Genomic DNA, 22,957 nt, shown 5'->3' on the forward strand with positions numbered 1-22,957 from the left:
GAAACCTTGCGTCCGCCAGCGGGCAGGCCTCTACTGCTCACCGCAGCTGCAATCTCGGAGGCTTCATGCAGTTCTTGACGCGCGCCCGCATCGGCACCCAGCTCTACATGGGCTTTGGCATTGGCATTCTGATCACTTGCTTCATCGGCGCGCTGGGCCTGTTCCAGATGCGTCAGATCAACGCCAACGTCGTGCAGTTTGCCGACAACTGGATGCCCAGCGTGAAGGCACTCTCGGTGCTCGAGTCCACGGCCAACACGGAGCGCCGCCGCGTGCTGATCCACGTGCTGGAGCCCGACCTGGCTGACAAAAAGCGCCTGCAGATGGAGCATGACGACCTGGTCAAGCAGAAGCTGGAGCCGGCGCTCAAGGCCTATCTGGACCTGGTCAGCTCGCCTGAAGAGCAAAAGCTGGCAGATGAGATGCAGAAGGAGCTGCGCAATGTGCTGCGCACGCACGACCGCTTGCTGGAGCTCTCGAACCAGGGCGACAAGGGCCTGGACCAAGCCCGGGATCTGGCCAGCGACAGCAGCAGCAAGGCCTTCACCGAGTTCATCGCCACGCTCGACCGCTGCGTGGCCATCAATGTGGAAGGCGCCAACGCCGAACGCACATCTGCACAAAAGGTCTATTCAACGGCCGTCAGCAGCACGGCCATCCTGCTCCTGGTGGCCATCGGCTTTGGCGCGGCCATGGCGCTGGCCATCACCCGCCGCATCACCAGCCGGCTGCATTCGGCCGTCGAGGTCGCCAAGACCGTCTCGGCGGGTGACCTCTCAAGCAGCATCGAGACCGAAGGCCGCGACGAGGTGGCCGACCTGCTGCGCGCCCTGGGCGAGATGAATGACAACCTGTCCCAGATCGTCAGCACCGTGCGCAACAGCAGCGACTCGATTGCCACGGGCTCGCAGCAAGTGGCCACCGGCAATGCCGACCTGAGCCAACGCACCGAGGAGCAAGCCAGCGCGCTGCAGCAAACTGCGGCGACCATGGACGAACTCGGCACCACGGTGCGCCAGAACTCCGACAGCGCCCGCACCGCCAATGACCTGGCGCAGAACGCCTCCGACATCGCCGCACGCGGCGGCAATGTGGTCAGCCAGGTGGTGGACACCATGCGCGGCATCGACCAGGCCAGCAAGAAGATCGCCGACATCATTGGCGTGATCGACGGCATCGCCTTCCAGACCAATATCCTGGCGCTCAATGCGGCGGTCGAGGCGGCCCGTGCTGGCGAGCAAGGCCGCGGCTTTGCCGTGGTGGCGGGAGAAGTGCGCGTGCTGGCCCAGCGCTCGGCCGAGGCTGCCAAGGAGATCAAGAGCCTCATCAACAACAGCGTGGAGCGCGTGGCCGCTGGCAGCGCGCTGGCCGACCAGGCCGGTGCCACCATGAACGAGATCGTCGACAGCATCGCCCGCGTCACCCAGATCATGGGCGAGATCGCGTCCTCCAGCGCCGAGCAAAGCAGCGGCGTGACGCAGGTGGGCGAGGCCATCACCCAGATGGACAAGGTCACCCAGCAGAACGCCGCCCTGGTCGAAGAAAGCGCGGCGGCCGCCGAGAGCCTCAAGCAGCAGGCCGAGACCATGGTGAACGCCGTCGCCGTCTTCCGCCTGCGGCAGCGCTGAAGCCCGCGTGCGACGGGGTGCGACCGGGGCGTGACCTCCGGGTGACGCCTTGCCCTGGGGCAGAATCGCCGCCGGATTCCCCCAGGACGAGAGACATGATCCAACGTCGACACAGTTTGGCCGCCCTGGCTGGCCTGGCGATGCCCAGCTGGGCCCAGATGCGGGTGGAGATTGCCGGCGTCGGCAGCACGCGCTTCCCCGTCACGGTGGCCGAGTTCCGCGACGAGGCCAAGTCCCCGCAGCCCATTGCCGCCATCATCCGCGCCGACCTGGAGCGCAGCGGCCTGTTTCGCAGCATCGACGCGCCGGCCGGCTTCCCGCTCGCTGAGACCAGCACGCCCACCTGGGCCGACTGGCGCGGCCGCGGCGCCGATGCCCTGGTGGGCGGCTCCATCACCCGCCTGGCCGATGGCCGCTTCGACGTGCGCTACAAGCTCTGGGACACGGTCAACCGCTCCGAGCTGATTGGTGAGTCCCACGCCGTGGTCGCCGACGACCTGCGCCTGGCCGCGCACCGGATCGCCGATTCCATCTTCCAGAAGATCACCGGCGAGCGCGGCGTCTTTGCGACCCGCATGGCCTATGTAACCAAGCTGGGCTCGCGCTACCAGCTCGTCATTGCGGATGCCGACGGCGAGAGCGCCCGTGTCGCGCTGACGAGCCCCGAGTCGATCATCTCGCCCGCCTGGGCGCCCAATGGCCGCGAGCTGGCCTACGCCAGCTTCGAGAGCGGCAAGGCCACCGTGCGCGTGCAGGACATCCAGACCGGCCAACGCCGCCTGCTGGCCGACTTCAAGGGCACCAACAGCGCGCCGTCCTGGTCGCCCGACGGCCAGCAGCTGGCACTCAGCCTCTCGCGCGAGGGCGGCACCCAGCTGTTCCTGATCAACCGTGACGGCAGCGGCCTGCGCCGCCTCACCCAAACCAGCTCCATCGACACCGAGGCGGTGTTCACCCCTGACGGTCGGCAGATCTACTTCGTCAGCGATCGGGGCGGCGGCCCGCAGGTCTACCGCATGCCGTCTGGCGGCGGCAGCGCCGAGCGCGTGACCTTCACGGGCAACTACAACATCAGCCCGGCCATCAGCCCCGATGGCCGCACCATGGCCTACATCACCCGTCAGAGCGGCGCCTTCCGCTTGAGCGTGATGGACCTCGCTACCGGACAGGCCCAGCAGATCAGCGAAAGCAGCGACGACGAAAGCCCGAGCTTCGCCCCCAATGGCCGCTTGATCGCCTATGCCACCCGCGCCGGCGGCAAGGAAGTGCTGATGACCACCACCCTCGATGGCAAGAACAAGGTGCCGCTGCTGGTCACCGTCAGTCAGGTGCGCGAGCCGGCCTGGGGGCCCTTCGGTCGTTGAGGTTCGGCTGCTGAAGCGCACCACTTCGTGGCAAGTGACACCCGACTTACCTTCCTTTGCACGCAGTCAGTGCGGCTTTGCCGGCGCATGTTGGACAATCCCTCGCCCGCACAATTTGCGTGCCCCAATTTCTGACCACGTTCTCCCTGGAGATGCCTCGCATGAAACTCGCCCGCTTCGCCCTGTCCTTCGTCGCTGCTGCCGCCTTGGTCGGCTGCGGCTCGACCGTGAAGCTCGAAGACCCCGCACCGGTGGTCAAGGCTGACCAAACGCCCGCCCCGGTTCAGCCCAAGGTCGAACCCAAGCCCGCTGAGTCCGCCGTCAAGCAAGTGGACCTGAGCGCCGAGCTGCTGGCTTCGGTCGCCAACTCCCGCGTCATCTACTTCGACTTCGACAGCGACGCCGTCAAGCCCGAGTACCAGGACACCGTCGCCAAGCACGCCAACCGCCTGACCAAGGACAAGAAGGTCAACCTGCTGCTCGAAGGCCACACCGACGAGCGCGGCGGCCGCGAATACAACCTGGCCCTGGGCCAGCGCCGTGCCGAGTCGGTGGCCAAGTCCCTGACCCTGCTGGGCGCCTCGGGCGGCCAGATCGAGTCGGTCAGCTTCGGCAAGGAGCGCCCCGCCGCTCAAGGCAGCGATGAAGCCGCCTGGGCCAAGAACCGCCGCGTCGAGCTGAAGGACAAGTGATGCGCCTGGCAACCCGCCATCTGCTGCGGGTGTCCGCCCTGGCCATCGCCCTCGGCGCCAGCGTCTGCGGCCCGGCCCGTGCGGGCCTCTTTGAAGACGAAGAGGCTCGCAAGGCCATCCTGGACCTGCGCAAGCAGCTCCAGGCGGCTGACGACGCAGGCAAGGCACGCAATGAGGCCCTCAGCACACAGCTGCAGGACCAGGTCGGCACGCTGCGCCGCAGCCTGCTCGACCTGAACAGCCAGATCGAAGCCCTGCGCGGTGAGATCGCCAAGCTGCGCGGTCAGAACGAACAGCTCGCCCGCGACCTGTCCGAGACACAGCGCCGCTTGGCCGACCAGGCCCAGACGCTCGACTCCCGCCTCAAGCCGTTGGAGCCCCAAAAGGTCAGCCTCGATGGCCGCGAGTTCCAGGCCGACCCCGAAGAACGCCGCCAGTACGAGGCCGCCATCGGCCTAGTGCGCCGTGGCGAGTTTGCCGATGCTGTCAGCGCCCTGCTCTCCTTCCAGAAGCGCTTCTCCGCCAGTGGCTACACCGACTCGGTCCGCTTCTGGCTCGGCAGCGCCCAGTACGGCAAGCGCGACTACAAGGACGCCATCGCGACCTTCAAGGCCTTCATCGCCGGCAACCCCGAGCACCCGCGCGCCCCTGAAGCCCTGCTTGCCCTGGCCAACTGCCAGATCGAGCTCAAGGACAACAAGACCGCGCGCCGCAGCCTGGAAGACCTGATCAAGGCCTACCCAGGCACCGAAGCAGCCAAGGCCGCCAAGGAACGCCTCGTCGGCCTCAAGTGAACCTGGCCGCCGCTGACGACGACGCAGACCTCGAACGCCGCTTCGGCGGCCTGCGTCGCCTCTACGGCCCTGGTGGCTATCAGCGCCTGCGCGCGGGCCGCTTCGCGGTCGTCGGCGTGGGCGGTGTGGGCTCATGGGCCGTCGAGGCCCTGGCCCGAAGCGGTTGCGCCGAGTTGACGCTCATCGACTTCGACCAAGTCGCCGAGTCCAACATCAACCGCCAGATCCAGGCGCTAGGCAGCACCGTCGGCCAAGCCAAGATCGAGGCCCTGCGCCAGCGCATCGCCGACATCCATCCAGGCTGCCGCGTCCACCTGATCGAAGAATTCGTCGAACCCGACAACTGGCCTGCCCTGCTGACGAATGCCGGGCTCGATGGGCAGATCGACGGCCTCATCGACGCCTGCGACCAACTGCGCGCCAAAGCCACGCTGGCGGACTGGGCCCGGCAGCACCAACTGCCCTTTGTCTGCGTGGGTGCCGCAGGTGGCAAGCGCCTCCCGCAGGCCGTGGAAATCGCCGACCTCGCCGAGGTCACGCACGACCCGCTGCTCGCCTCGCTGCGCCAACGCCTGCGCAAGCACGCCGGCGCCCCGCGCAATGGCCGCATCGGCGCTCCCTGCGTCTTCTCGCGCGAGGCCGTGCAGCGCCCCGAGGCCGACGGCGAAAGCTGCGCGGTTGATGGCAGCCTGAACTGCGCCGGCTACGGCTCCAGCGTCAGCGTCACCGCCACCTTCGGGCTCTGCGCCGCCGCCGAACTGCAACGCCAGTTCCTGGCCCGCAGCGCCAGCTCAGCCTGAAGGCGCCCCTAGGGCCGTCTATAATCGCGGGCTTTCCCTGGCGCAGCTTGCTTCCTTGGCCCCCAAAGGCCGGCGACACGCACAACCGGGGGTCGGAAGGGAGCCGGCAACGGCCCCTTTCACGGGTCGTTAGCTCAGTCGGTAGAGCAGCGGACTTTTAATCCGTTGGTCGCAGGTTCGAATCCTGCACGACCCACCAAACTCTTCCATGAGTCGCCGTTTGTGGTTATACTCATGGGCTGACGGGCTCTTAGCTCAGTTGGTAGAGCAGCGGACTCTTAATCCGTTGGTCGTAGGTTCGAATCCTACAGGGCCCACCAACTTTCCAAGGGACTTGCCGCAAGGCAAGTCCCTTGTGCTTTGTGGGCTGCCAAAAGGCATTTGGACGCCCGGATGGCGCGCCGCTATCCTGCGCGCCATGCCTCGATACACCCTCCGCGTGAACCGCGAGCGGCACACCGTTGATGTGGCCGCAGACACCCCCCTGCTCTGGGTCCTGCGGGACCAGCTCAGCCTCGTTGGCACCAAGTACGGCTGCGGCGTTGGCCAGTGCGGCGCCTGCACCGTCCACATCAACGGCACGCCCACGCGCAGCTGCCTGCTGCCGGTCTCCGGCGCCGCCAATCTCGACATCACCACCATCGAGGGCCTCGACCCCAAGGGCGAGCACCCGCTGCAGCGCGCCTGGACCGAACTCGATGTGCCGCAATGCGGCTACTGCCAGGCCGGCCAGATCATGAGCGCCGCCGCCTTGCTCAAGCAGACACCCAAGCCCAGCGATGCCGACATCGACGCGGCCCTGAACGGCCACCTCTGCCGCTGCGCCACCTATGTGCGCATTCGCGCCGGGGTGCACCGCGCTGCGGAGATTGCGGTACAGGATCGCAAGGGGAAGAAGGCATGAAGCACTCGCGCCGACAACTCCTACAAGGCAGCGGCGGCTTGCTGCTAGGGCTGTGGCTGCCAGGCAGCCGCGCCGCCAGCGACGCCGTGGGCAAGCCTGAGAGCGTCGCCGCAGCGACTGAGTTCAAGCCCAATGCCTTCATCCGCATCGCTTCGAGCGGCGTGGTGACCTTGATCTCCAAGCAGCCGGAGATTGGCCAGGGTATCAAGACCTCGCTGCCCATGGTGCTGGCCGAAGAGCTGGACATCCGCTGGCAGGACGTGCGCGTCGAGCAGGGCGACCTCGACCCCATCTATGGCAGCCAGTTTGCGGGCGGCTCGCTCTCCACGCCCAACAACTACACCGACTTCCAGCGGCTGGGCGCCACGGCGCGCTTGCTGCTGGTGCGTGCGGCCGCGGCGCAGTGGCAGCTGCCCGAGACCGAGCTCACCACCGAAGCTGGCCACGTGCTGCATGCGAAGACCAAGCGACGGATTGGCTACGGCGCCCTGGTGCCTGCAGCTGCTCAACTGCCGGTCCCCAAGGCCGACGAGGTCAAGCTCAAGGACCCGCGCCACTACAAGCTGCTGGGCACGCGCATTGGTGGCGTAGACAACCCGGCCGTCGTCACCGGCAAGCCGCTCTTCGGCATCGACGTGCGCCAGCCAGGTCAGCTCACGGCCACCTTCGTCAAATGCCCAGTGTTTGGTGGCAAGGTGCGCAGCGCCAACCTGGAGGCCATCAAGGCCCTGCCTGGCGTGCGGGACGCGTTCGTCGTCGAGGGCACCAGCAACCTGAACGGCCTGATGCCCGGCGTGGCCATCGTGGCCGAACACACCTGGGCGGCCCTCAGCGCCCGCAAACAGCTGCGAGTGGACTGGGACGAAGGCCCCTATGCCACCCAAAGCTGGCGCGGCTTTGTGCAGCAGGCCGACACGCTCGGATCCCAGCCCGGTGCCGCTACGCACCGGCGTGATGGCGACGTGAACACCGCCCTACAGGCCGCCGCCAAAACGGTGACCGCGCGCTACGAATACCCGTTCATCTCCCACGCCAGCATCGAGCCGCAGAACTGCACCGCCTGGTGGCACGACGGCGTGATGGAGCTGTGGGCGCCAACGCAGAACCCCGGCGCCGGCCAGAACCTGGTGGCCAGCACGCTGGGCATTCCCAAGGAGCAGATCAAGCTGCACATGACGCGCAGCGGCGGTGGCTTTGGGCGCCGCCTGAGCGCCGACTACATCGTCGAGGCCGCCGCCATCGCCAAGCGCGTGGCAGCGCCTGTGCAACTGGTGTGGACGCGCGAGGACGACCTCCAGCACGACCACTACCGTGCCGGCGGCTTCCACTTCCTGCGCGGCGGTGTTGACGCACAAGGCCACGTGGTGGCCTGGCACGACCACTTCGTGACCTTTGCCAACCGTGTCGAGCGCGAAGGCAAGAGCGTGCTGGCCCCCGGCAGTGGCGGCTATCTGGGCGGCGATGAGTTCCCCGGCCGCTGGGTGCCGAATTGCCTGATCGAGCAGACGCCGCTGGAGTGCGGCATCCCCATGGGCCCGTGGCGTGCGCCTGGCAGCAATGTGTTCTCGTGGGTGGTGCACAGCTTCATTGACGAGCTGGCCCACGCGGCCGGGCGAGACCCGCTGCAGTTCCGGCTCGACCTGCTCGGGCAGCAAGACAGCGTCGCGCCAACCGATGGCCGAGGCGCGCCCTATCACGTGGGCCGCATGCGCGCGGTGCTGCAAGAGGCCGCGAAGCGCGCGGGTTGGGGCACGCCTCTTCCCAAAGGTCGCGGGCGCGGCATCGCCTTCCAGTTCAGCCACCGGGGCTATGTCGCCCAGGTGGCCGAGGTGACCGTCTCGCGCGAGGGTGAACTCAAGGTCGATCGGGTCACCGTCGTCACCGACATCGGCGGCCAGATCGTCAACCTCAGCGGTGCCGAGAACCAGGTGCAGGGCTCGGTGATCGACGCGCTCGGCACCCTGATGCACGCACAGCTCGACATCGAAGGTGGCCGCATCGTGCAGAGCAATTTCGGCGAGTACCCGTTGATCCGCTTGGCCGAGTCGCCACCACGCATCGACGTGCACTTCATGAAGACCGATTTCCCGGTCACGGGCCTCGGCGAGCCGGCCTTTCCGCCGCTGGCGCCAGCGGTGTGCAACGCCATCTTTGCGGCCACGGGCCACCGCGTGCGCAAGATGCCGCTGTCCAGCAGCGACCTGCGCTGGGCTTGATCAGGCCAACGCCTCCCAGCTGCCGCTGCGCTCAGACCTGAAGAGCGCGTCAATGACGCGCATCTGCGCCTCGGCATCGCCCAGCGGATAGCCGTCCGCCACCTGGTCACGGATGCGGCGCGAGAAGGCCTCGCCCTGCAGGCGGTACTGGTCGGCCGGCGCGATGTCGATCCACTCGATACGGCTGCCGTCCAGCGCGCCGCCGGGGTCCAGCGCAATGCGCGTTGCACCGCCGGGTGGTGGGTTGAAGGGGATGGGGATCTCGATCCGGCCTTGCGAGCCAATGGCCTGCACCCGCTGGTAGCCGCAGTTCTGGGTCGACACCGTGAAGGTCAGATGCCGCCCACCGCCAAAGTCCACCAGCGCACTGGTGCGGCGGTCCGTGCCGAAGGCCGGGTCGCGGTCCACCAAGGCCACCACGCGCAGGGGCTCGGCCTCAAACAGGTAGCGGCCGGAGAGGATGGCGTAGCAGCCGATGTCGTAGAGCGCACCGCCGCCGATGTCGGCCTGATTGCGCACATTGGCCGCATCGACGTTGAAGTACGAGAAGAAGGCCTGCACCGCAGTCAGGGGCCCGATGCGCCCGGCGCGGATCAGCTCGCGCGCGGTCTGCCATTGCGGGTGGTGGCGCACCATGAAGGCCTCTTCGATCAGCACCTTGTCGGCCACCTCGCGCAACTGCGCGGCTTCGTCGGCCGAGATGGCCAGCGGCTTCTCGCACAGCACATGCTTGCCCGCCCGCGCAGCGGCGAGCGTGAGGGGCACGTGCAGGTGATTGGGCAAGGGGTTGTAGATGGCCTCGATCTCGGGGTCGGCGATCAAGTCCTCGTAGCTGCCGTAGGCCACGGGGATGCCCAGCTCGCTGGCTGCCGCCTGGGCCGAGGCCAGTGAGCGCGAAGCGATCGCGCGCAGCTCCACCCAGGGGCTGGGCTGCATCGAAGGCAGCACGCGAGACGTGCCGATCTTGGCGGTGCTGAGCACGCCCCAGACCACGGGTTTGATGTTCGCTTCCATGCTCAATGCGCCTCGTCCCAGTTCGCCCCCACACCCACCTCGGCCAGCAGCGGCACCTTGAGCGCCGCCACGCCGGCCATCAGGCGCGGCACCTCGGTCTTGACCCAGTCCAGCTCGGCCTCGGGCACCTCGAAGACCAGCTCGTCATGCACCTGCATGACCATCTTGGTGGCCTTGCCCGCCGCATCCAGCTCGCGCTGCACGGCGATCATGGCCAGCTTGATCAGGTCGGCCGCCGTGCCTTGCATGGGCGCATTGATGGCCTGGCGCTCGGCGCCGGCGCGGCGCGGACCGTTGCCGGAGTTGATCTCGGGCAGCCAGAGGCGCCGGCCGAACACGGTCTCGACATAGCCCTTGGCCTTGGCCTCGACCTTGGTCTCGTCCATGTAGCGCTTCACGCCCGCAAAGCGGGTGAAGTAGCGGTCGATGTAGTCCTTGGCCGCTTTTTGCTCGATGCCGAGCGACTGCGCGAGGCCAAAGGCGCCCATGCCGTAGATGAGACCGAAGTTGATGGTCTTGGCGTAGCGGCGCTGCTCGCTGGAGACCTCGTCGAGCGGCGTGCCAAAGACCTCGCTGGCGGTGGCGCGGTGCACGTCCTGCCCCTCCTGGAAGGCGCGCAGCAGGCCGGGGTCCTCGCTGATGTGGGCCATGATGCGCAGCTCGATCTGCGAGTAGTCGGCCGAGACTAGACGAAACCCCGGCGGTGCAATGAAGGCCTCGCGCACGCGGCGCCCTTCCGCCGTGCGGATGGGGATGTTCTGCAGATTGGGCTCGTTGCTGGAGAGCCGCCCTGTCACGGCCACGGCCTGCGCGTAGTTGGTGTGGATGCGGCCGGTGGCCGGGTTGATCTGCAGCGGCAGCTTGTCGGTGTAGGTGCTCTTGAGCTTGGACAGCGCCCGCACCTCCAGGATCTTGGCCGGCAGCGGGAACTCCAGCGCCAGCTCACTCAGCACCTCTTCGTCGGTCGAGGCAGCGCCGGTGGCCGTCTTCTTGACGATGGGCAGGCCGAGCTTGGTGAAGAGGATCTCGCCGATCTGCTTGGGTGACCCGAGGTTGAAGGGCTGGCCCGCAATGGCATAGGCCTCCTGCTCCAGTTGCAGCAGGCGCTGGCCCAGCTCGTGGCTCTGCGTCTGGAGCTTCGCCGCGTCGACCAGCACGCCCTGCCGCTCGATGCGCGCCAGGATCTCGGCCGTCGGGATCTCGATGTCGCGGTAGACGCGCGTGAGACCCGCGTCGGCCTCGATGCGCGGCCACAGCACCTCGTGCAGGTGCAGGCACATCTCGGAGTCCTCACACGAGTAGGTGCTGGCCTTGGCCACGTCCACCTGCGCGAACGGGATCTGGTGGGCGCCCTTGCCGCACAGGTCCTCGTAGCTCAGGCCATGGCGGCCCAGGTGGCGCTCGGCCAGGGCTTCGAGGCTGTGCGTCTTGTGCGCTTCGAGCACATAGCTTTCCAGCATGGTGTCGTGCGCGGCACCAGCCAGGGCGATGCCTTGATTGGCCAGCACATGGCGGTCGTACTTGAGGTTCTGGCCGATCTTGAGCGCGGCGGCGTCCTCGAGCCAAGGCTTGAGGCGAGCCAGCACTTCGTCCAGCGGCAACTGCTCGGGCGCATCGGGGCCTTCGTGGCGCAGCGGGATGTAGGCAGCCTGCCCGGGCCGGTCGGCAAAGGAGATGCCGACGATGCGCGCCCGCATGGGGTCGAGCGAATCGGTCTCGGTGTCAAAGGCCGCCAGTGGCGCCGCGCGCAGCCGGGCCAGCCAGGCATCGAGTTGCTCGAAGCTCAGCACCGTGTCGTAGTGGCGTTCGATCTGTGCCGCGTCGGCGGGCGGCTCGGGCTCGGCAAAGAGGTCACCCGTAACCGCAGGGGCCATCGCTGCTGTTGAGGCCGGCTTGGCCTCCGTCGTCATGGTCTTGAGCCAGGTCTTGAAGCCATTGCGGGTGTAGAAATCGATCAGGCCCGCCTTGTCCAGCTCACGAAGCTTGAGCGCCTCCAAGCCCGGCCAGCCGTCCATGTGGCCGGAGAGGTCGCAGTCGAGCTTGACGGTGACGAGGCGCCGACCCTGCGGCAGCCAATCCAGCGCCTTGCGCAGGTTCTCGCCGGCCACGCCCTTGATGGCGTCTGCGGCGGCAATCACGCCGTCCAGCGAGCCATATTCCTGCACCCACTTGGCGGCGGTCTTGGGGCCGACCTTCTCGACACCGGGCACGTTGTCCACGGCGTCGCCCATCAGGGTCAGGTAGTCAATGATGCGATTCGGCGCCACGCCGAACTTGGCCTCCACACCGGCCTCGTCCAGCCGCTCGGGCGGCTTGGCCATGGTGTTGATGAGGGTGACGTCGGGCGTCACGAGTTGGGCCAGGTCCTTGTCGCCGGTAGCGATCACCACCGCATGGCCGCTGGCCTCGCCCATGCGGGCCAAGGTGCCGATGGCGTCGTCCGCCTCGATGCCCGGCACCTCCAGTACGGGCCAGCCCAGCAGCTTCACCACTTCATGGATGGGCTCGATCTGCGCACGCAACTCGGGCGGCATCGGCGGGCGATGGGCTTTGTATTCAGGGAACCATTCGTCGCGGAAGGTCGGGCCCTTGGCGTCGAAGATGCAGGCCGCGTGCTCGGCGCCGATGTCGTCGCGCAGCTTGGTCATCATGGCCACAAAGCCATGCACGGCTCCCGTCGGCGCCCCATCGGGCCCGCGCAGATCGGGCATGGCATGAAAGGCGCGATAGAGGAAGCTGGAGCCGTCGACCAGCAGCAGGATGGGTTTGCTCATGGCGGGCGATTCTCGCTGCGCAGCCCCACTGGCCGCGCCACCAATTGCGATTCCACAGCCCCAACGGAAAACGGGTCAGACGTTCACACGTCTGACCCGTTCACTCTTTTTATTGTTGGTGCGGCTGGCAGGATTCGAACCCACGACCCCTTGGTTCGTAGCCAAGTACTCTATCCAACTGAGCTACAGCCGCGAAGCTCCGCAGTATAGCCTGTTTTTGACGCCTCAAACAAGAGTCGCCGCGAATTGCCGCAGCGGCCTTCAACGCAGGCGTGCGGCCGCGTCCACGCAGCGGGCTCGGCGTGTGTCGTCGCCTTCTTGCTCGGCGATCGCTGCCAGGGCGAGCCAGGCGCGGCGGCGGGCAGCGGCAGGCAACTCGGCGTCATCAACCACCGACTCCAGCGTCTGCCGCGACTTGCCCCAGAGCTGACGCTCGAACAGCGCCTGACCCAGCGCACAGGCCAGATGCCCATCGCGGGGCAGGCGCTGCGCGGCGGCCTCAAGGCGCTGAACCCAGTCGGGCCCGACCCCCACAAGGGCGGGGATCAAGGCGAGTGACAGGGTCTCGCGCGCATCGCGCGGCAAGCTGATGAGATCGTCGAAGAAGGGCTTGAGCCACCCACGGCTGTCGTCAAACGCGCCCAACTCGGCGGCGCATTGGGCCGCGCGGGCGGCGACGAAGGCATCGCGTCGGTCCACAGCCTCCAGCGAGGCCCAAGCAGCGCGGAGCTGGTCGACATCACGCGCCGCCTCCAGCGCCTCGAAGGCGAGCGAGCGCAGCAGCCCTTGCGCGGCCACCTTGGAGAAGGCCTGGTGCTTGGCGAGCAGGCGGGCGGTGTGCAGGGCATCCAGCGGCCGGCCCGCCAGGCGCGCAGCCTGGAGGCGCAGGCGCAGGGCCTGGGTGCGGCGGGCGGCGCCGGGGCTGAGTTCGGTCAGCAAGGTCAGCGCGCGGTTGGCATCGCGGTCGTCCACAGCCCACTCGGCAGCCAAGAGGCGGGCCACGTCATCGGTCACGCCCCGCCCGCTGCTGACCAAGGCGCGCTGCCAGGCCTCGTCGCGCACGCGGCGGTCCTGCAGGCGGTGGGCGCTGCTGGCGGCCAGCAGGTAGGCCAGCGACTCAAAGGCTGGATCCTGCTGCAGCCCTTCGGCAGCCGCGTGAATGTTGAGTGCGCGTTGTGCCGCTTTCTGGGCGCGGCTGTAGCGCGCGCCGAAATACTCAGTCAGCGCCTCGCGCAGGGCCACTTGCGCCATGCGCTCACGCTGGGCCAGGCGCCATTGCCGGGCGCGCTTAGGCAGCGTGGTGAGGGACTCGATGGCCTGGATGGCCGTGACGAGCGCAAAGCAGCCGGCAATCAGCAGCAGCAGGAAAAGATTGAGCGAGAGATCGATGCGCCAGCCGGCCCAGTAAAAGCTGGCGAGGCCATCGTTGGCGCCCAGGGTGAGCGCCGCCACGACGGCGGCAGCAAACAGCAGCACCAGCCAGACGACGAGCTTCATGCGCTTGACCCGCCTCAGCGCCCGGCGGCCGCAGCGGTGAGCGCGGCCAGCGTGTCGTCGGGGCGCGGCACGGACACGGCGCGTGCCTGGCCCGCCACCTGGCGCAGCAGCTCGGCCACGCTGGTGACCTTGCGGGACCGCGCATCGAAATACCGCGCCAGCGTCTCCTGCGTGTCGCGCAGGTCAGCCTGCGCGGTGTCGAACTGGCGGCTCAGCAAGGCGAGGCGGGCATTGAGCAGGCGCAGCTTGAAGTTCTCGCGCAGGAAGAAGCTCTGGTCGGGCGACATCAGGGCCGCCTCGGGATGCTCGACGCGGGTGACGCGCAGCAGCGTGCGGGCCTCGCCCCAGACCAGGCCGCCCCAGTCGGACAGCTGCTGCGTGGCCTGCCACCACCAAAGCGCCAGCTTGCCATCGGCAGCGGCCGCCGCAGCTTCACGCTCCAGGCGGGCCTTGCGCTCGCGCTCACGGGTGGCAGCGCGGGCGGGGTCGTCACGGCGCAGTTCGGCGTGTGCCTCGGCCACACCCACCAGGGGCAGCTCCTCAGCCATGCGCACCACCTCATCGAGCTTGATGGTGAGCGTGGCCACGTCCACCACGCTGACGGCCTTGACGCGGTCCAGGTCGCGCGCCAGCGCGCGGCGGATGCCTTCCATGCGCGGCTGCTTGTAGCGCTGCAGGCGCTCGTCGGCCTGCTTGAGCGTGGCCACCAGGGGCTCGGCGCTGCCGGTGATCTGGGTCTGCTGCATGGCCACGCGGATGGCGGCTTCGATGTCGCCAACGACGTTCTCGTCACGCGAGCGGGACATGGACTGGATCAGCTCTTCGAGCTGCCCGCGCTGCAAGGCCACCTCGGCCAGCCGCGCGTCTAGCAGGGCCACTTTGGCGGCGGTGTCGCGCATCAGCGCCTCAGACTGCTTGGCCACATTGCGAGCCTCTGCGGCCTGCGCCTGGCTGGCTTCCTGGCGCTGCACCAGCTCGCGCTCCAGCGACTGCTGGCGCGACAGGCTCTGCCAAGCCAGCAGCAGGCTGGCCAGGGTCAACACCGCCAGGGCGCCACCGCCCCAGCTCACCCACACGGGCAAGGCCGAAGCAGCAGGTGCGGGCGGCAGTGCTGGTGCCGGCAGTGCATCAGCGGATTCGGTCGTCGGCGACGAAGGCAGAAGGGGCTCGCTCACAGTGGAGGAGATTGTGTCAGGGCCTGCACGATGGACTCGGCGCTGGGTCGCGTCAACACGACATTCAAAAACCCCGCCGTGCGGCAGGCGTCGGCAATGCGTGGATGCGTGGCCAGCGCCGCGTGTGCGCTCAGCTCGACCGTCGGCAGCAGGGCTTGCAGGTGCGTCAGCGACTCCGAACTGGTGAAGAGCCAGGCCCACTGCCCCGGCGCGGCGCGCACGCGTGCCAGCAGCTCGCTCTCTGCGGCCGAAAGCACCGGGCTGCGGCGGTGATACACCGCGTGCGCCTCGACCTGCGCGCCGGCGGCACGCAGGTGATCGGCCAGCCATTCACGGCCCCCGTCGCCACGCAGGAAGACGACGCGCCTGCCCGCCCAGGCCTCGGCGGCGAGCCGCGGCCAGAGGTGCTCGGAATCGAGGTGGGCCGCGTCGGCATCAGGCGTCAAAACCTGGTCGGGCGCCAGACCGGCGTCAAGCAAGGCCTGGGCGGTCCCGGGGCCCACGCAGGCGGCGCGCAGCCCCGCCGGCCAGCTCGCAGGTTCGCGCCCCGCAAAGGTGTGGCGCACGGCATTGGGGCTGACGAACACGGCCAGCGCCGCACCGTGCTGGAGCCTGGCCCAGGCGGCGTCACGCGCTGCAGCCGTAGCGGCCTCGATCTCGATCAGCGGCAGGCTCTCGACCTCGGCCCCCAGGGCCGCCAGGCGCTGGGCCCAGTCGGCCGCCTGGGCGCGCGGCCGCGTCAGCAGCAGACGCCTCATCCGGCCGTCATCCGGCCAGGTAGCGCTCGGCACCGGCGGCGCGCAGCTGATCGGCCGCTGCCTGCCCGAGCGCCCGCGCGTCGGACAAGGACGCCACCGGCGCCGCCAGCGCCACCTTGAGCAGCGGCAGCGTCGGCTGCGTGGGGTGGCCCAACGCCGCCGTCAGCCGCAGGCCGCCGTCGGCCGGCACGGCATGGGCAGCCAGCGGCAGGCTGCAGCTGCCCCCCAGGGCGCGGGACACCGCACGTTCCGCCTCGCAAGCCTGCCAGGTCGGGGTGTGTGACAGCCGCGCCACGGCCTCGGCCAGCTGAGGCGCATCGGCGCGCAGCTCCAGGCCCAGCGCACCCTGGCCAGCGCAAGGGATCATCTGGTCCACCTCGAACCAGGCCCGGATGCGCGCGCCCAGGCCCAGCCGCTTGAGCCCGGCGGAGGCCAGCACGATGGCGTCGTAGCCGCCTTCATCGAGCTTGCGCAGCCGGGTGTCGAGGTTGCCGCGCAGGGGCTCGACGCGCAGGTCGGGCCGCAGCGCCAGCAGTTGCGTCACGCGGCGCAGGCTGGAGCTGCCCACACAGGCGCCTTGAGGCAGCTCGGCCAGGCTGGCGTAGTGGTTGGCGACGAAGGCGTCACGCGGGTCCTCGCGCTCCAGCACGGCAGCCAGCACAAAGCCCTCGGGCAGCTCCATAGGCACGTCTTTGAGCGAATGCACGGCCAGGTCAGCCCGCCCCTCGCTGAGCGCCACCTCCAGCTCCTTGACAAACAGGCCCTTGCCGCCAATCTTGGACAGCGACTGGTCGAGGATCTGGTCGCCCCGCGTCGTCATGCCCAGCAGGCGGGCGGGGAGGCCCAGTTCGGTCTGCAAGCGGGCCTGCACATGCTCGGCCTGCCAAAGCGCCAGCCGGCTTTCGCGGGTGGCGATCACGATGGGAGAAGTCATCCGGCGATTATCGGCACCCAGGCTCCGCTGGCCGTTTTCGCGGCACTCGAAGCGCCGCTTGGCAGGCAGGGAACCCACAATACGGGGGCGAGGCCCGCTTCTTGCTCCGTTTTTGCCAAGAAACTGCTAGAGTCATTTTGTAGTAACCAAGTTACATCCCTCCACCCTTGCGTCGTCCTGCCATGCCAGCCACCAAGAAGTCCGCCCACGCCCAGGAACTTGAAAAGAACCAGCCCCTGGTCGCCGATATTCGGCTGCTGGGTCGCTTGCTGGGCGACGTCATCCGCGAGCAGGAGGGCCGCGAGGCTTTCGAGCTGGTGGAGCGCGTGCGCAAGCTGGCCGTGGCCTACCGCCACAAGCACGACAAGGAAGCCGGCCGCAACTTCGACAAGACGCTCAAGAGCCTGTCGGGCGAACAGGCGGTGAGCGTGATCCGCGCGTTCAGCTATTTCTCGCACCTGGCCAACATCGCGGAAGACCGCCACCATGTGCGCCGCCGCGAAGTGCACGAGCGCGCCGGCCACCTGCAGCCGGGCTCACTGACCTACTGCATGGAGCACTTGCACGCGGCCGGCGTCCGCCCGGCGGAGATCACAGCCACGCTGCAGCGCGGCTTCATCTCGCCGGTGCTGACCGCCCACCCCACCGAGGTGCAGCGCAAGAGCATCCTGGACGCCGAGCGCGCCGTGGCCCAGTTGCTGGAGCAACGCGACCGCGCCCACTCTGACCGCGAACTGCGCGAGAACGAGGCCGCCCTGCGGGCCCGCATCACCCAGCTCTGGCAGACACGCATGCTGCGCTACTCCAAGCTGACGGTGAGCGACGAGATCGAGAACGCGCTCTCGTACTACCACGCCACCTTCCTGCGCCAGATCCCCAAGCTCTACGCCGAGCTGGAAGAGCACCTGCCCGGTGTCGACCTGAACAGCTTCCTGCGCATGGGCCACTGGATTGGCGGTGACCGCGACGGCAACCCCAACGTCGGCGCCGCCACGCTGCGCCAGGCCCTCAAGCGCCAGAGCGAAGTGGCCCTGCGCCACTACCTGACCGAGATCCACGAGCTGGGCGCCGAGCTGTCCATCTCGCTGCGCCTGACGGGCGTCTCGCCCGAGATGCAAAAGCTCGCCGAGCGCAGCCCCGACCAAAACGCCCACCGCCTGGACGAGCCCTACCGCCGGGCGCTCACGGGCATGTACGCCCGCCTGGCCGCCACGCTGCACCAGCTGACCGGCACCGAGGCCCTACGCCACGCCGTGGCCCCTCAGGACCCCTACCGCAGTGCCGATGAACTGCTGGCCGACCTGCGCGTGATCGAAGCCTCGCTGGCCAGCCACCATGCCCAAGCCCTGATCCCGCAACGCCTGGCCCCGCTGATCCGCGCCGTGCGCGTGTTCGGCTTCTACCTGGCGACCCTGGACCTGCGCCAGTCCAGCGACCAGCACGAGCTGGTGCTGGCCGAGCTGCTGGCCACCGCCCGCATCGAAGGCAACTACAGCGCCCTCGACGAAGACACCAAGCGCGCCCTGCTGCTGCGTGTGCTCAACGATGCGCGCCCCCTGCGCGTGATCGGCGCCGCCTACTCCGACAAGACCGTGGGCGAGCTCGCCATCTTCGAAGCGGCCCGCGAAGCGCTGAACAAGTTCGGCCGAGAGGCCCTGCGCCACTACATCATTTCGCACACCGAGTCGGTGTCCGACCTGCTCGAAGTGGCTGTGCTGCTCAAGGAAACCGGCCTGCTGCGCGGCACGCTGGATCGCGAAGCCGTCAGCGACCTCATCATCGTCCCGCTGTTCGAGACCATTGGCGACCTGCGTATCGCGCCGGCCATCATGCGCGAGTTCTACGCGCTGCCCGGCATCCGCGACATGGTCCAGCGCAGTGGCGCCGAGCAGGACATCATGCTCGGCTACTCCGACTCCAACAAGGACGGCGGCATGTTCACGAGCTCCTGGGAGCTCTACCGTGCCGAGCTTGCCCTCGTCGAGCTGTTCGACGAGCTCAAGGCCAGCGCGCCGCTCACGCTGCGCCTCTTCCACGGCCGTGGCGGCACCGTCGGCCGTGGCGGCGGCCCCAGCTACCAGGCCATCCTGGCCCAGCCCCCGGGCACCGTGAACGGCCAGATCCGCCTGACCGAACAGGGCGAAGTCATCGCCTCCAAGTACGCCCACCCCGAGATCGGCCGGCGCAACCTGGAGACCCTGGTCGCCGCCACGCTGGAAGCCACGCTGCTGCACCCCACGCAGGACGCACCCAAGTCCTTCCTCGATGCCGCCCAGAAGCTCTCGGACTGCTCCTTCGGCGCCTACCGCAAGCTGGTCTACGAGACCCCCGGCTTTGCCGACTACTTCTTCGCCAGCACTCCGATCCGCGAGATCGCCGAGCTGAATATCGGCTCGCGCCCCGCCTCCCGCAAGGCCACGCGCGCCATCGAAGACCTGCGCGCCATTCCCTGGTCCTTCTCCTGGGGCCAGGCCCGCGTCGCCCTGCCCGGCTGGTGCGGCTTTGGCTCTGGCATCGAGGGCTTCCTGGGCGCCGAGCCGGCCCAGCGCGCCAAGAACCTGGCCTTGCTCAAGCGCATGTACAAGGGCTGGCCCTTCTTCAAGACCGTGCTGTCCAACCTCGACATGGTGCTGGCCAAGAGCGACCTCGCCCTGGCCGAGCGCTACCTCGACCTGGTCGCCGACAAGAAGCTCGCCAAGCGCATCTTTGCCGCCATTCAGGCCGAGTACGCCCGCACCGAAGAGGCTGTGCGCCTCATCACCGGCGAAGGCAAACGCCTGGCGGGCAATCCCTCGCTGGCCCGCTCCATCGAGCATCGCTTCCCCTACATCGACCCGCTCAACCACCTGCAGGTCGAACTGATGCGCCGCTACCGCCGCATGGAAGCCGCCGACCCGGCGATGGAACGCGTGCAGCGCGGCATCCATCTGTCGATCAACGGCATCGCCGCCGGCCTGCGCAACACGGGCTGACGCCCCAATGAGTGCGGTGAGTGCCGCCCGGCGTGGCGCTCACCATCCGCAAACTCAACAAGGCCAGCTGGCGCTTCTGCAGCCCCGTCAGGGCGGCTTGGTTGCGCTTGCCGGTCGATCAACTGCCTGCCTGGCCCGCCAACGACGGGCTAGCTCGTCTTGATTGGCGTCGCGCGTTTTGATGCCCGCCTGAAGTGAGTCCCACTCCCGTCCCGGCCTGTTGCTCAGAATCGCTTCGCGCCACATCGGCAGCACGGCGCAGTGCGAGGTCGCTCTTAAGCGATCAAACTGCTTAGAAAGGGCGTCCAGACTCTCAGACTGGAACTGCTTCGCAGCATCGAGCGCGGTCTGTCGCACCGCCCAGCGTTCGCGCAGCAAAGCGTCACCCTGGCTGGCGCGCTCGCTGAGTCTCATCGCGATGCTTCGCTCCAGAACATCGCCCTCACGCCAGAGCAATTCAGCCGCAGCGGTGCACGCCGAAGCTGGCAGCACATAGCTGCCGGAGGTGCTGCAGGGTCGTGTGATCCCCAAAAAGCTCGGCAGCATCAACGTTCCCGCACCGCCCGAGAGGACGCCGAGCTCAACTTCTTCCGTCAGCCCGCCATTGGCCGGTCCGAGCAGTTTCTCCAGGATGTCTGTGAACTCCTGTACGTATGAGTGTGCATAGCGGGCCTCGGCCATCCAGCGGCCATGGACGTAACGCAACTCATCAGCGCGCGCCTCTTTGGTTGGCAACGCGGCCAGCCAGGCGTACAGGTTCTGCGGCTCCAGACGCGACCACTGGGCACGGTCGACATTCGCACAGCGGCCCAGCTCGCAGGGCCGCAGCACAGCCAGCGCCGTCACCATGGGATCGGTGCTGGTGCGGGCCAGGGCCTGAAGTCGGCTGCGGGCGGCTGCATCGTCGCCGTATACGCTTTCGAGCCACTCCGCCACGGCACGCGATCGCTCGTCGCGGCGCGCAGAAAGTTGCTGGATCCATCGTCGCTGCACTGCACTCGCCGCCTGTTGCAGTACGCGAGCGCCGTCCAACTGCGCCATCTCCGCCAAGCGCTCGGCAGTGATCTGCTCGTGCTTGGCCAGGAAGGCATCTGTTTCCCGCTCATGCTCTGCGGCCCCGTAACCGCACCAATCCGCCCGCATCCGTTGCGCCCGGGCGCTGAGGGGACGACCCTCGAGCGCCGAGTCTGGCTGACTAGCGGGCAAACCTGGCGGTTGTCCGGCGGGCAACGGTCCGGCGGCCTGGGCGAGACGGATCGGCGCGGATCGAGCGTGCTTCATCGTGGCAGCGCCAGGGGGCAGGGCACTGGCCTCCGCCACGCCCCGGGTCGCCCGATAGAGCAGCAGGCCCACAAGCAGAACGAGCACGACAAGCACGAGCGCAAAGACGGCGCGCAGTGCCTTCCCGCGACGCCCACCCTGCCCCGCCCTCATACCGCGCGCAAAGCCTCCCGCACCGCCGCCACCTGGCGGCGTGACACCAGCAGCCATTCGTCCACATGGACGATGCGCACGGCCCAGCCATCGCCGCTGTCGGGGTCGGCGTCGGCCGGGGCGACGAGGGCGTGGCGCTCCAGCTCGCGCACGGCGGAGCGGGCGACCAGGGCGTTGCGGTGGATGCGCAGGAAGCGGTCGGGCCAGCGGACTTCCAGGTCGGACAGGCTGCCATCCATCAGGTGCGATTCGGTCGCCGTGCGGACGACGACGTACTTCTGGTCGGCCTTGAAGTACAGCACCTCGGCCAGCGGCACACGCACCAGGCGGCCGCGTTCGGTGAGGGTGACGAACTCGCCGTCGGCGCCGTCAGACGCGGGCTCGGCGGCATCGCGCAGGGTCACGGCGGCCTGGCGTTCGGCCAGGCGTTGAGCGGCCTTGGCCAGCGCCGCCTGCAGGCGCTCGCGCCGCACGGGCTTGGTGAGGAAGTCCAGCGCCTCGACCTCGAAGGCCTGCAGCGCATGCGAGGGGTGGGCGGTGACGAAGATGATCAACGGCGTGTTGGGCCGCTCACGCAGGCTGTCGGCAAACTGCAGGCCGTCGGGGCCGGGCATCTGCACATCCAGCAGCACCAGGTCGCAAGCATGCTCGCGCAGCCAGGATCCGGCTTGCGTGCCGGTGGCAGCCTCGGCCACCACCTCCAGCCGTAGCTCGCCGCGCTGCTCGTGGATGGCCTCGACCAGGCCGCGCAGGCGCAAGCGGGCCAGGGGCTCGTCATCGACTATCAGGATCTTGATCGGGTTCATCGCAAGGGCACCACGATGCGCAGGCTGTAGCGGTCGGGCTTGGCATCCACGTCAAACACGGCGGCCACATCGTGCAGCAGGTGCAGGCGCTGGCGGACGTTGGGCAGGGCCAGGCCATGGCCGGGCTGCTTGGTCGGCTGACCCACGGTGTTGGTGATTCGGATCTCGACCTCGCTGCCCTTCTGGTTGGTGATGATCTCCAACTCGCCACCCTCCTCGTTGGGCTCGACGCCATGGCGCACGGCGTTCTCCACCAGCGGCTGCAGCAGCAGCGGCGGTACGCGGGCGCGCTTGGCGGCAGGGTCGAGCTTCCAGACGATGCGCAGGCGCTTGCCGAAGCGGATCTGCTCGATGGCCAGGTAGCGGCGGGCCAGGTCGATTTCTTCTTCCAGGCTGACCGACGCGCTCGCATCGGCCAGGGCGACGCGGAAGAGCTCCGCCAGGTCTTCGAGCACGCTCTCGGCGCGGGCGGGGTCCACCTGCACCAGGGCGATGGCGCTGTTGAGCGTGTTGAAGAGGAAGTGCGGCCGGATGCGTGACTGCAGCTCCACCAGTTGCGCCAGCGCATTGGCAGGGCGCTGGGTACGCTCACGCAGGCGCAGCCAGGCCAGCATCACGCCGCCCATGCTGGCGCCGCACAAGGCCACGCTGACGAGACGGAAGCTCGTGGTCTCGATGACCGAGACGGCATCCAGCGCCACCCAGCCAAACAGGCCGCACAACGCCCCAAGCCCCATCAGCAGCAGCCACTGGCCGGCATCGCCCAGGCGCGCCAGCAACCGCTTGAAGCCGCACACCGCCAGCAGCCAGGTGAGCAGGCCAAACATGGTGACCACGGTGCCTGTGGACAGCAGGTTGACCCATTGCGCCAGGTTCTGCGCGGACATGGCCGTGCCGAGGGCCAGGCAGGCCTGCACGCCCAACACCGCGCGCAGCACCAGCCCCACATGGCAGACGTCGAACTCGCGCCCAGGGTCGAACAGCGGCCGCATGGGCGCTGCCTGAAGCTGGGTGGGAGAAAAGCCCAGCACGGTGCTGAGATCCATCGTGCCGTGCCAGATGCTGGTCTTGGGGCCATCCTGCGGGGCGCGACGCTTGAAAAATGCCATAAATGCAGTCGAAGCAAGGGGCGCGGAAGGCGCGGAAGGCCCGGCCGATAATGCCGGCCGCCATTCTGCGTCCGGCCCAAGCGGCT

General features: G+C 68.3%; 17 protein-coding genes and 3 tRNA genes. 10 read left to right on the forward strand and 10 right to left on the reverse strand.

What is annotated here, in order from left to right; genetic code table 11:
* Positions 1 to 65: 65 nt before the first annotated feature.
* The 9 genes from ABDJ85_RS07030 (at position 66) to ABDJ85_RS07070 (ending at position 8,398) form a co-directional block, all read left to right on the forward strand.
* Positions 66 to 1,628 (forward strand): methyl-accepting chemotaxis protein, encoded by a 1,563-nt coding sequence (locus tag ABDJ85_RS07030; protein ID WP_347704062.1) that lies wholly within the window; start codon positions 66 to 68, stop codon positions 1,626 to 1,628.
* 95 nt (positions 1,629 to 1,723) lie between these two features.
* Positions 1,724 to 2,992 (forward strand): Tol-Pal system beta propeller repeat protein TolB, encoded by a 1,269-nt coding sequence (tolB, locus tag ABDJ85_RS07035; RefSeq protein WP_347704063.1) that lies wholly within the window; start codon positions 1,724 to 1,726, stop codon positions 2,990 to 2,992.
* Positions 2,993 to 3,153: 161 nt separating this feature from the next.
* Positions 3,154 to 3,684 carry a peptidoglycan-associated lipoprotein Pal gene (gene pal, locus ABDJ85_RS07040; protein WP_347704064.1) on the forward strand — a complete coding sequence of 177 codons (531 nt, stop codon included), beginning with the start codon at positions 3,154 to 3,156 and terminating at the stop codon, positions 3,682 to 3,684.
* Positions 3,684 to 4,478, forward strand: coding sequence for a tol-pal system protein YbgF (gene ybgF, locus ABDJ85_RS07045; protein ID WP_347704065.1), 795 nt, complete (start codon positions 3,684 to 3,686; stop codon positions 4,476 to 4,478). The genes pal and ybgF overlap by 1 nt, the downstream gene beginning before the upstream one ends.
* Positions 4,475 to 5,278 carry a tRNA threonylcarbamoyladenosine dehydratase gene (locus tag ABDJ85_RS07050; RefSeq protein WP_430765519.1) on the forward strand — a complete coding sequence of 268 codons (804 nt, stop codon included), beginning with the start codon at positions 4,475 to 4,477 and terminating at the stop codon, positions 5,276 to 5,278. The genes ybgF and ABDJ85_RS07050 overlap by 4 nt, the downstream gene beginning before the upstream one ends.
* Positions 5,279 to 5,401: 123 nt before the next feature.
* Positions 5,402 to 5,477, forward strand: a tRNA-Lys gene (locus ABDJ85_RS07055).
* Between the two features lie 45 nt (positions 5,478 to 5,522).
* A tRNA-Lys gene (locus tag ABDJ85_RS07060) sits at positions 5,523 to 5,598 on the forward strand.
* A 98-nt stretch (positions 5,599 to 5,696) separates the two neighbouring features.
* Positions 5,697 to 6,182 (forward strand): (2Fe-2S)-binding protein, encoded by a 486-nt coding sequence (locus tag ABDJ85_RS07065; RefSeq protein ID WP_347704066.1) that lies wholly within the window; start codon positions 5,697 to 5,699, stop codon positions 6,180 to 6,182.
* The gene (locus ABDJ85_RS07070; RefSeq protein ID WP_347704067.1) at positions 6,179 to 8,398 is read left to right on the forward strand and encodes a xanthine dehydrogenase family protein molybdopterin-binding subunit; all 2,220 of its coding nucleotides are present in this window, start codon (positions 6,179 to 6,181) and stop codon (positions 8,396 to 8,398) included. Before ABDJ85_RS07065 ends, ABDJ85_RS07070 begins: the two co-directional genes overlap by 4 nt.
* On the opposite strand, the gene ABDJ85_RS07075 is transcribed toward ABDJ85_RS07070, so the two are convergent.
* The 7 genes from ABDJ85_RS07075 to hemC form a co-directional block, all read right to left on the reverse strand.
* Positions 8,399 to 9,412, reverse strand: coding sequence for a Gfo/Idh/MocA family protein (locus tag ABDJ85_RS07075; RefSeq protein ID WP_347704068.1), 1,014 nt, complete (start codon positions 9,410 to 9,412; stop codon positions 8,399 to 8,401).
* A gap of 2 nt (positions 9,413 to 9,414) precedes the next feature.
* Positions 9,415 to 12,186: a DNA polymerase I gene (polA, locus tag ABDJ85_RS07080; RefSeq protein WP_347704069.1), complete on the reverse strand. Its 2,772-nt coding sequence runs from the start codon at positions 12,184 to 12,186 to the stop codon at positions 9,415 to 9,417.
* Between the two features lie 116 nt (positions 12,187 to 12,302).
* Positions 12,303 to 12,379: transfer RNA gene (locus ABDJ85_RS07085), tRNA-Arg, on the reverse strand.
* A 68-nt stretch (positions 12,380 to 12,447) separates the two neighbouring features.
* Positions 12,448 to 13,683 carry a heme biosynthesis HemY N-terminal domain-containing protein gene (locus tag ABDJ85_RS07090; protein WP_347704070.1) on the reverse strand — a complete coding sequence of 412 codons (1,236 nt, stop codon included), beginning with the start codon at positions 13,681 to 13,683 and terminating at the stop codon, positions 12,448 to 12,450.
* A gap of 14 nt (positions 13,684 to 13,697) precedes the next feature.
* Positions 13,698 to 14,858, reverse strand: a complete 1,161-nt coding sequence (locus tag ABDJ85_RS07095; protein WP_347704071.1) for a uroporphyrinogen-III C-methyltransferase — start codon at positions 14,856 to 14,858, stop codon at positions 13,698 to 13,700.
* Positions 14,855 to 15,616, reverse strand: coding sequence for a uroporphyrinogen-III synthase (locus ABDJ85_RS07100; RefSeq protein WP_347704072.1), 762 nt, complete (start codon positions 15,614 to 15,616; stop codon positions 14,855 to 14,857). The genes ABDJ85_RS07095 and ABDJ85_RS07100 overlap by 4 nt, the downstream gene beginning before the upstream one ends.
* Positions 15,617 to 15,623: 7 nt before the next feature.
* Positions 15,624 to 16,550 (reverse strand): hydroxymethylbilane synthase, encoded by a 927-nt coding sequence (gene hemC / locus ABDJ85_RS07105; protein ID WP_347704073.1) that lies wholly within the window; start codon positions 16,548 to 16,550, stop codon positions 15,624 to 15,626.
* 182 nt (positions 16,551 to 16,732) lie between these two features.
* Here hemC and ppc point away from each other — a divergent pair, with 182 nt between their 5' ends.
* Positions 16,733 to 19,522, forward strand: coding sequence for a phosphoenolpyruvate carboxylase (gene ppc / locus ABDJ85_RS07110; RefSeq protein WP_347704074.1), 2,790 nt, complete (start codon positions 16,733 to 16,735; stop codon positions 19,520 to 19,522).
* Between the two features lie 87 nt (positions 19,523 to 19,609).
* On the opposite strand, the gene ABDJ85_RS07115 is transcribed toward ppc, so the two are convergent.
* Genes ABDJ85_RS07115 through ABDJ85_RS07125 form a run of 3 tightly spaced genes read right to left on the reverse strand, consistent with a single transcriptional unit; the run spans position 19,610 to position 22,871 of the window.
* Positions 19,610 to 20,899 carry a hypothetical protein gene (locus ABDJ85_RS07115; RefSeq protein ID WP_347704075.1) on the reverse strand — a complete coding sequence of 430 codons (1,290 nt, stop codon included), beginning with the start codon at positions 20,897 to 20,899 and terminating at the stop codon, positions 19,610 to 19,612.
* Positions 20,900 to 20,952: 53 nt separating this feature from the next.
* Positions 20,953 to 21,762, reverse strand: coding sequence for a LytR/AlgR family response regulator transcription factor (locus ABDJ85_RS07120; protein WP_347704076.1), 810 nt, complete (start codon positions 21,760 to 21,762; stop codon positions 20,953 to 20,955).
* Positions 21,759 to 22,871, reverse strand: coding sequence for a sensor histidine kinase (locus tag ABDJ85_RS07125; protein WP_347704077.1), 1,113 nt, complete (start codon positions 22,869 to 22,871; stop codon positions 21,759 to 21,761). The genes ABDJ85_RS07120 and ABDJ85_RS07125 overlap by 4 nt, the downstream gene beginning before the upstream one ends.
* Positions 22,872 to 22,957: the final 86 nt, after the last annotated feature.

Source organism: Roseateles paludis (assembly GCF_039872745.1).
GTDB classification, from domain to species: domain Bacteria; phylum Pseudomonadota; class Gammaproteobacteria; order Burkholderiales; family Burkholderiaceae_C; genus Pelomonas; species Pelomonas paludis.

Coding starts and splice junctions, on each gene's coding strand:
- ABDJ85_RS07065 (WP_347704066.1), top strand. CDS start 5,697: ATGCCTCGATACACCCTCCGCGTGAACCGCGAGCGGCACACCGTTGAT.
- ABDJ85_RS07100 (WP_347704072.1), bottom strand. CDS start 15,616: ATGAGGCGTCTGCTGCTGACGCGGCCGCGCGCCCAGGCGGCCGACTGG.
- ABDJ85_RS07125 (WP_347704077.1), bottom strand. CDS start 22,871: ATGGCATTTTTCAAGCGTCGCGCCCCGCAGGATGGCCCCAAGACCAGC.
- ABDJ85_RS07120 (WP_347704076.1), bottom strand. CDS start 21,762: ATGAACCCGATCAAGATCCTGATAGTCGATGACGAGCCCCTGGCCCGC.
- ybgF (WP_347704065.1), top strand. CDS start 3,684: ATGCGCCTGGCAACCCGCCATCTGCTGCGGGTGTCCGCCCTGGCCATC.
- polA (WP_347704069.1), bottom strand. CDS start 12,186: ATGAGCAAACCCATCCTGCTGCTGGTCGACGGCTCCAGCTTCCTCTAT.
- tolB (WP_347704063.1), top strand. CDS start 1,724: ATGATCCAACGTCGACACAGTTTGGCCGCCCTGGCTGGCCTGGCGATG.
- hemC (WP_347704073.1), bottom strand. CDS start 16,550: ATGACTTCTCCCATCGTGATCGCCACCCGCGAAAGCCGGCTGGCGCTT.
- pal (WP_347704064.1), top strand. CDS start 3,154: ATGAAACTCGCCCGCTTCGCCCTGTCCTTCGTCGCTGCTGCCGCCTTG.
- ppc (WP_347704074.1), top strand. CDS start 16,733: ATGCCAGCCACCAAGAAGTCCGCCCACGCCCAGGAACTTGAAAAGAAC.
- ABDJ85_RS07070 (WP_347704067.1), top strand. CDS start 6,179: ATGAAGCACTCGCGCCGACAACTCCTACAAGGCAGCGGCGGCTTGCTG.
- ABDJ85_RS07090 (WP_347704070.1), bottom strand. CDS start 13,683: ATGAAGCTCGTCGTCTGGCTGGTGCTGCTGTTTGCTGCCGCCGTCGTG.
- ABDJ85_RS07075 (WP_347704068.1), bottom strand. CDS start 9,412: ATGGAAGCGAACATCAAACCCGTGGTCTGGGGCGTGCTCAGCACCGCC.
- ABDJ85_RS07030 (WP_347704062.1), top strand. CDS start 66: ATGCAGTTCTTGACGCGCGCCCGCATCGGCACCCAGCTCTACATGGGC.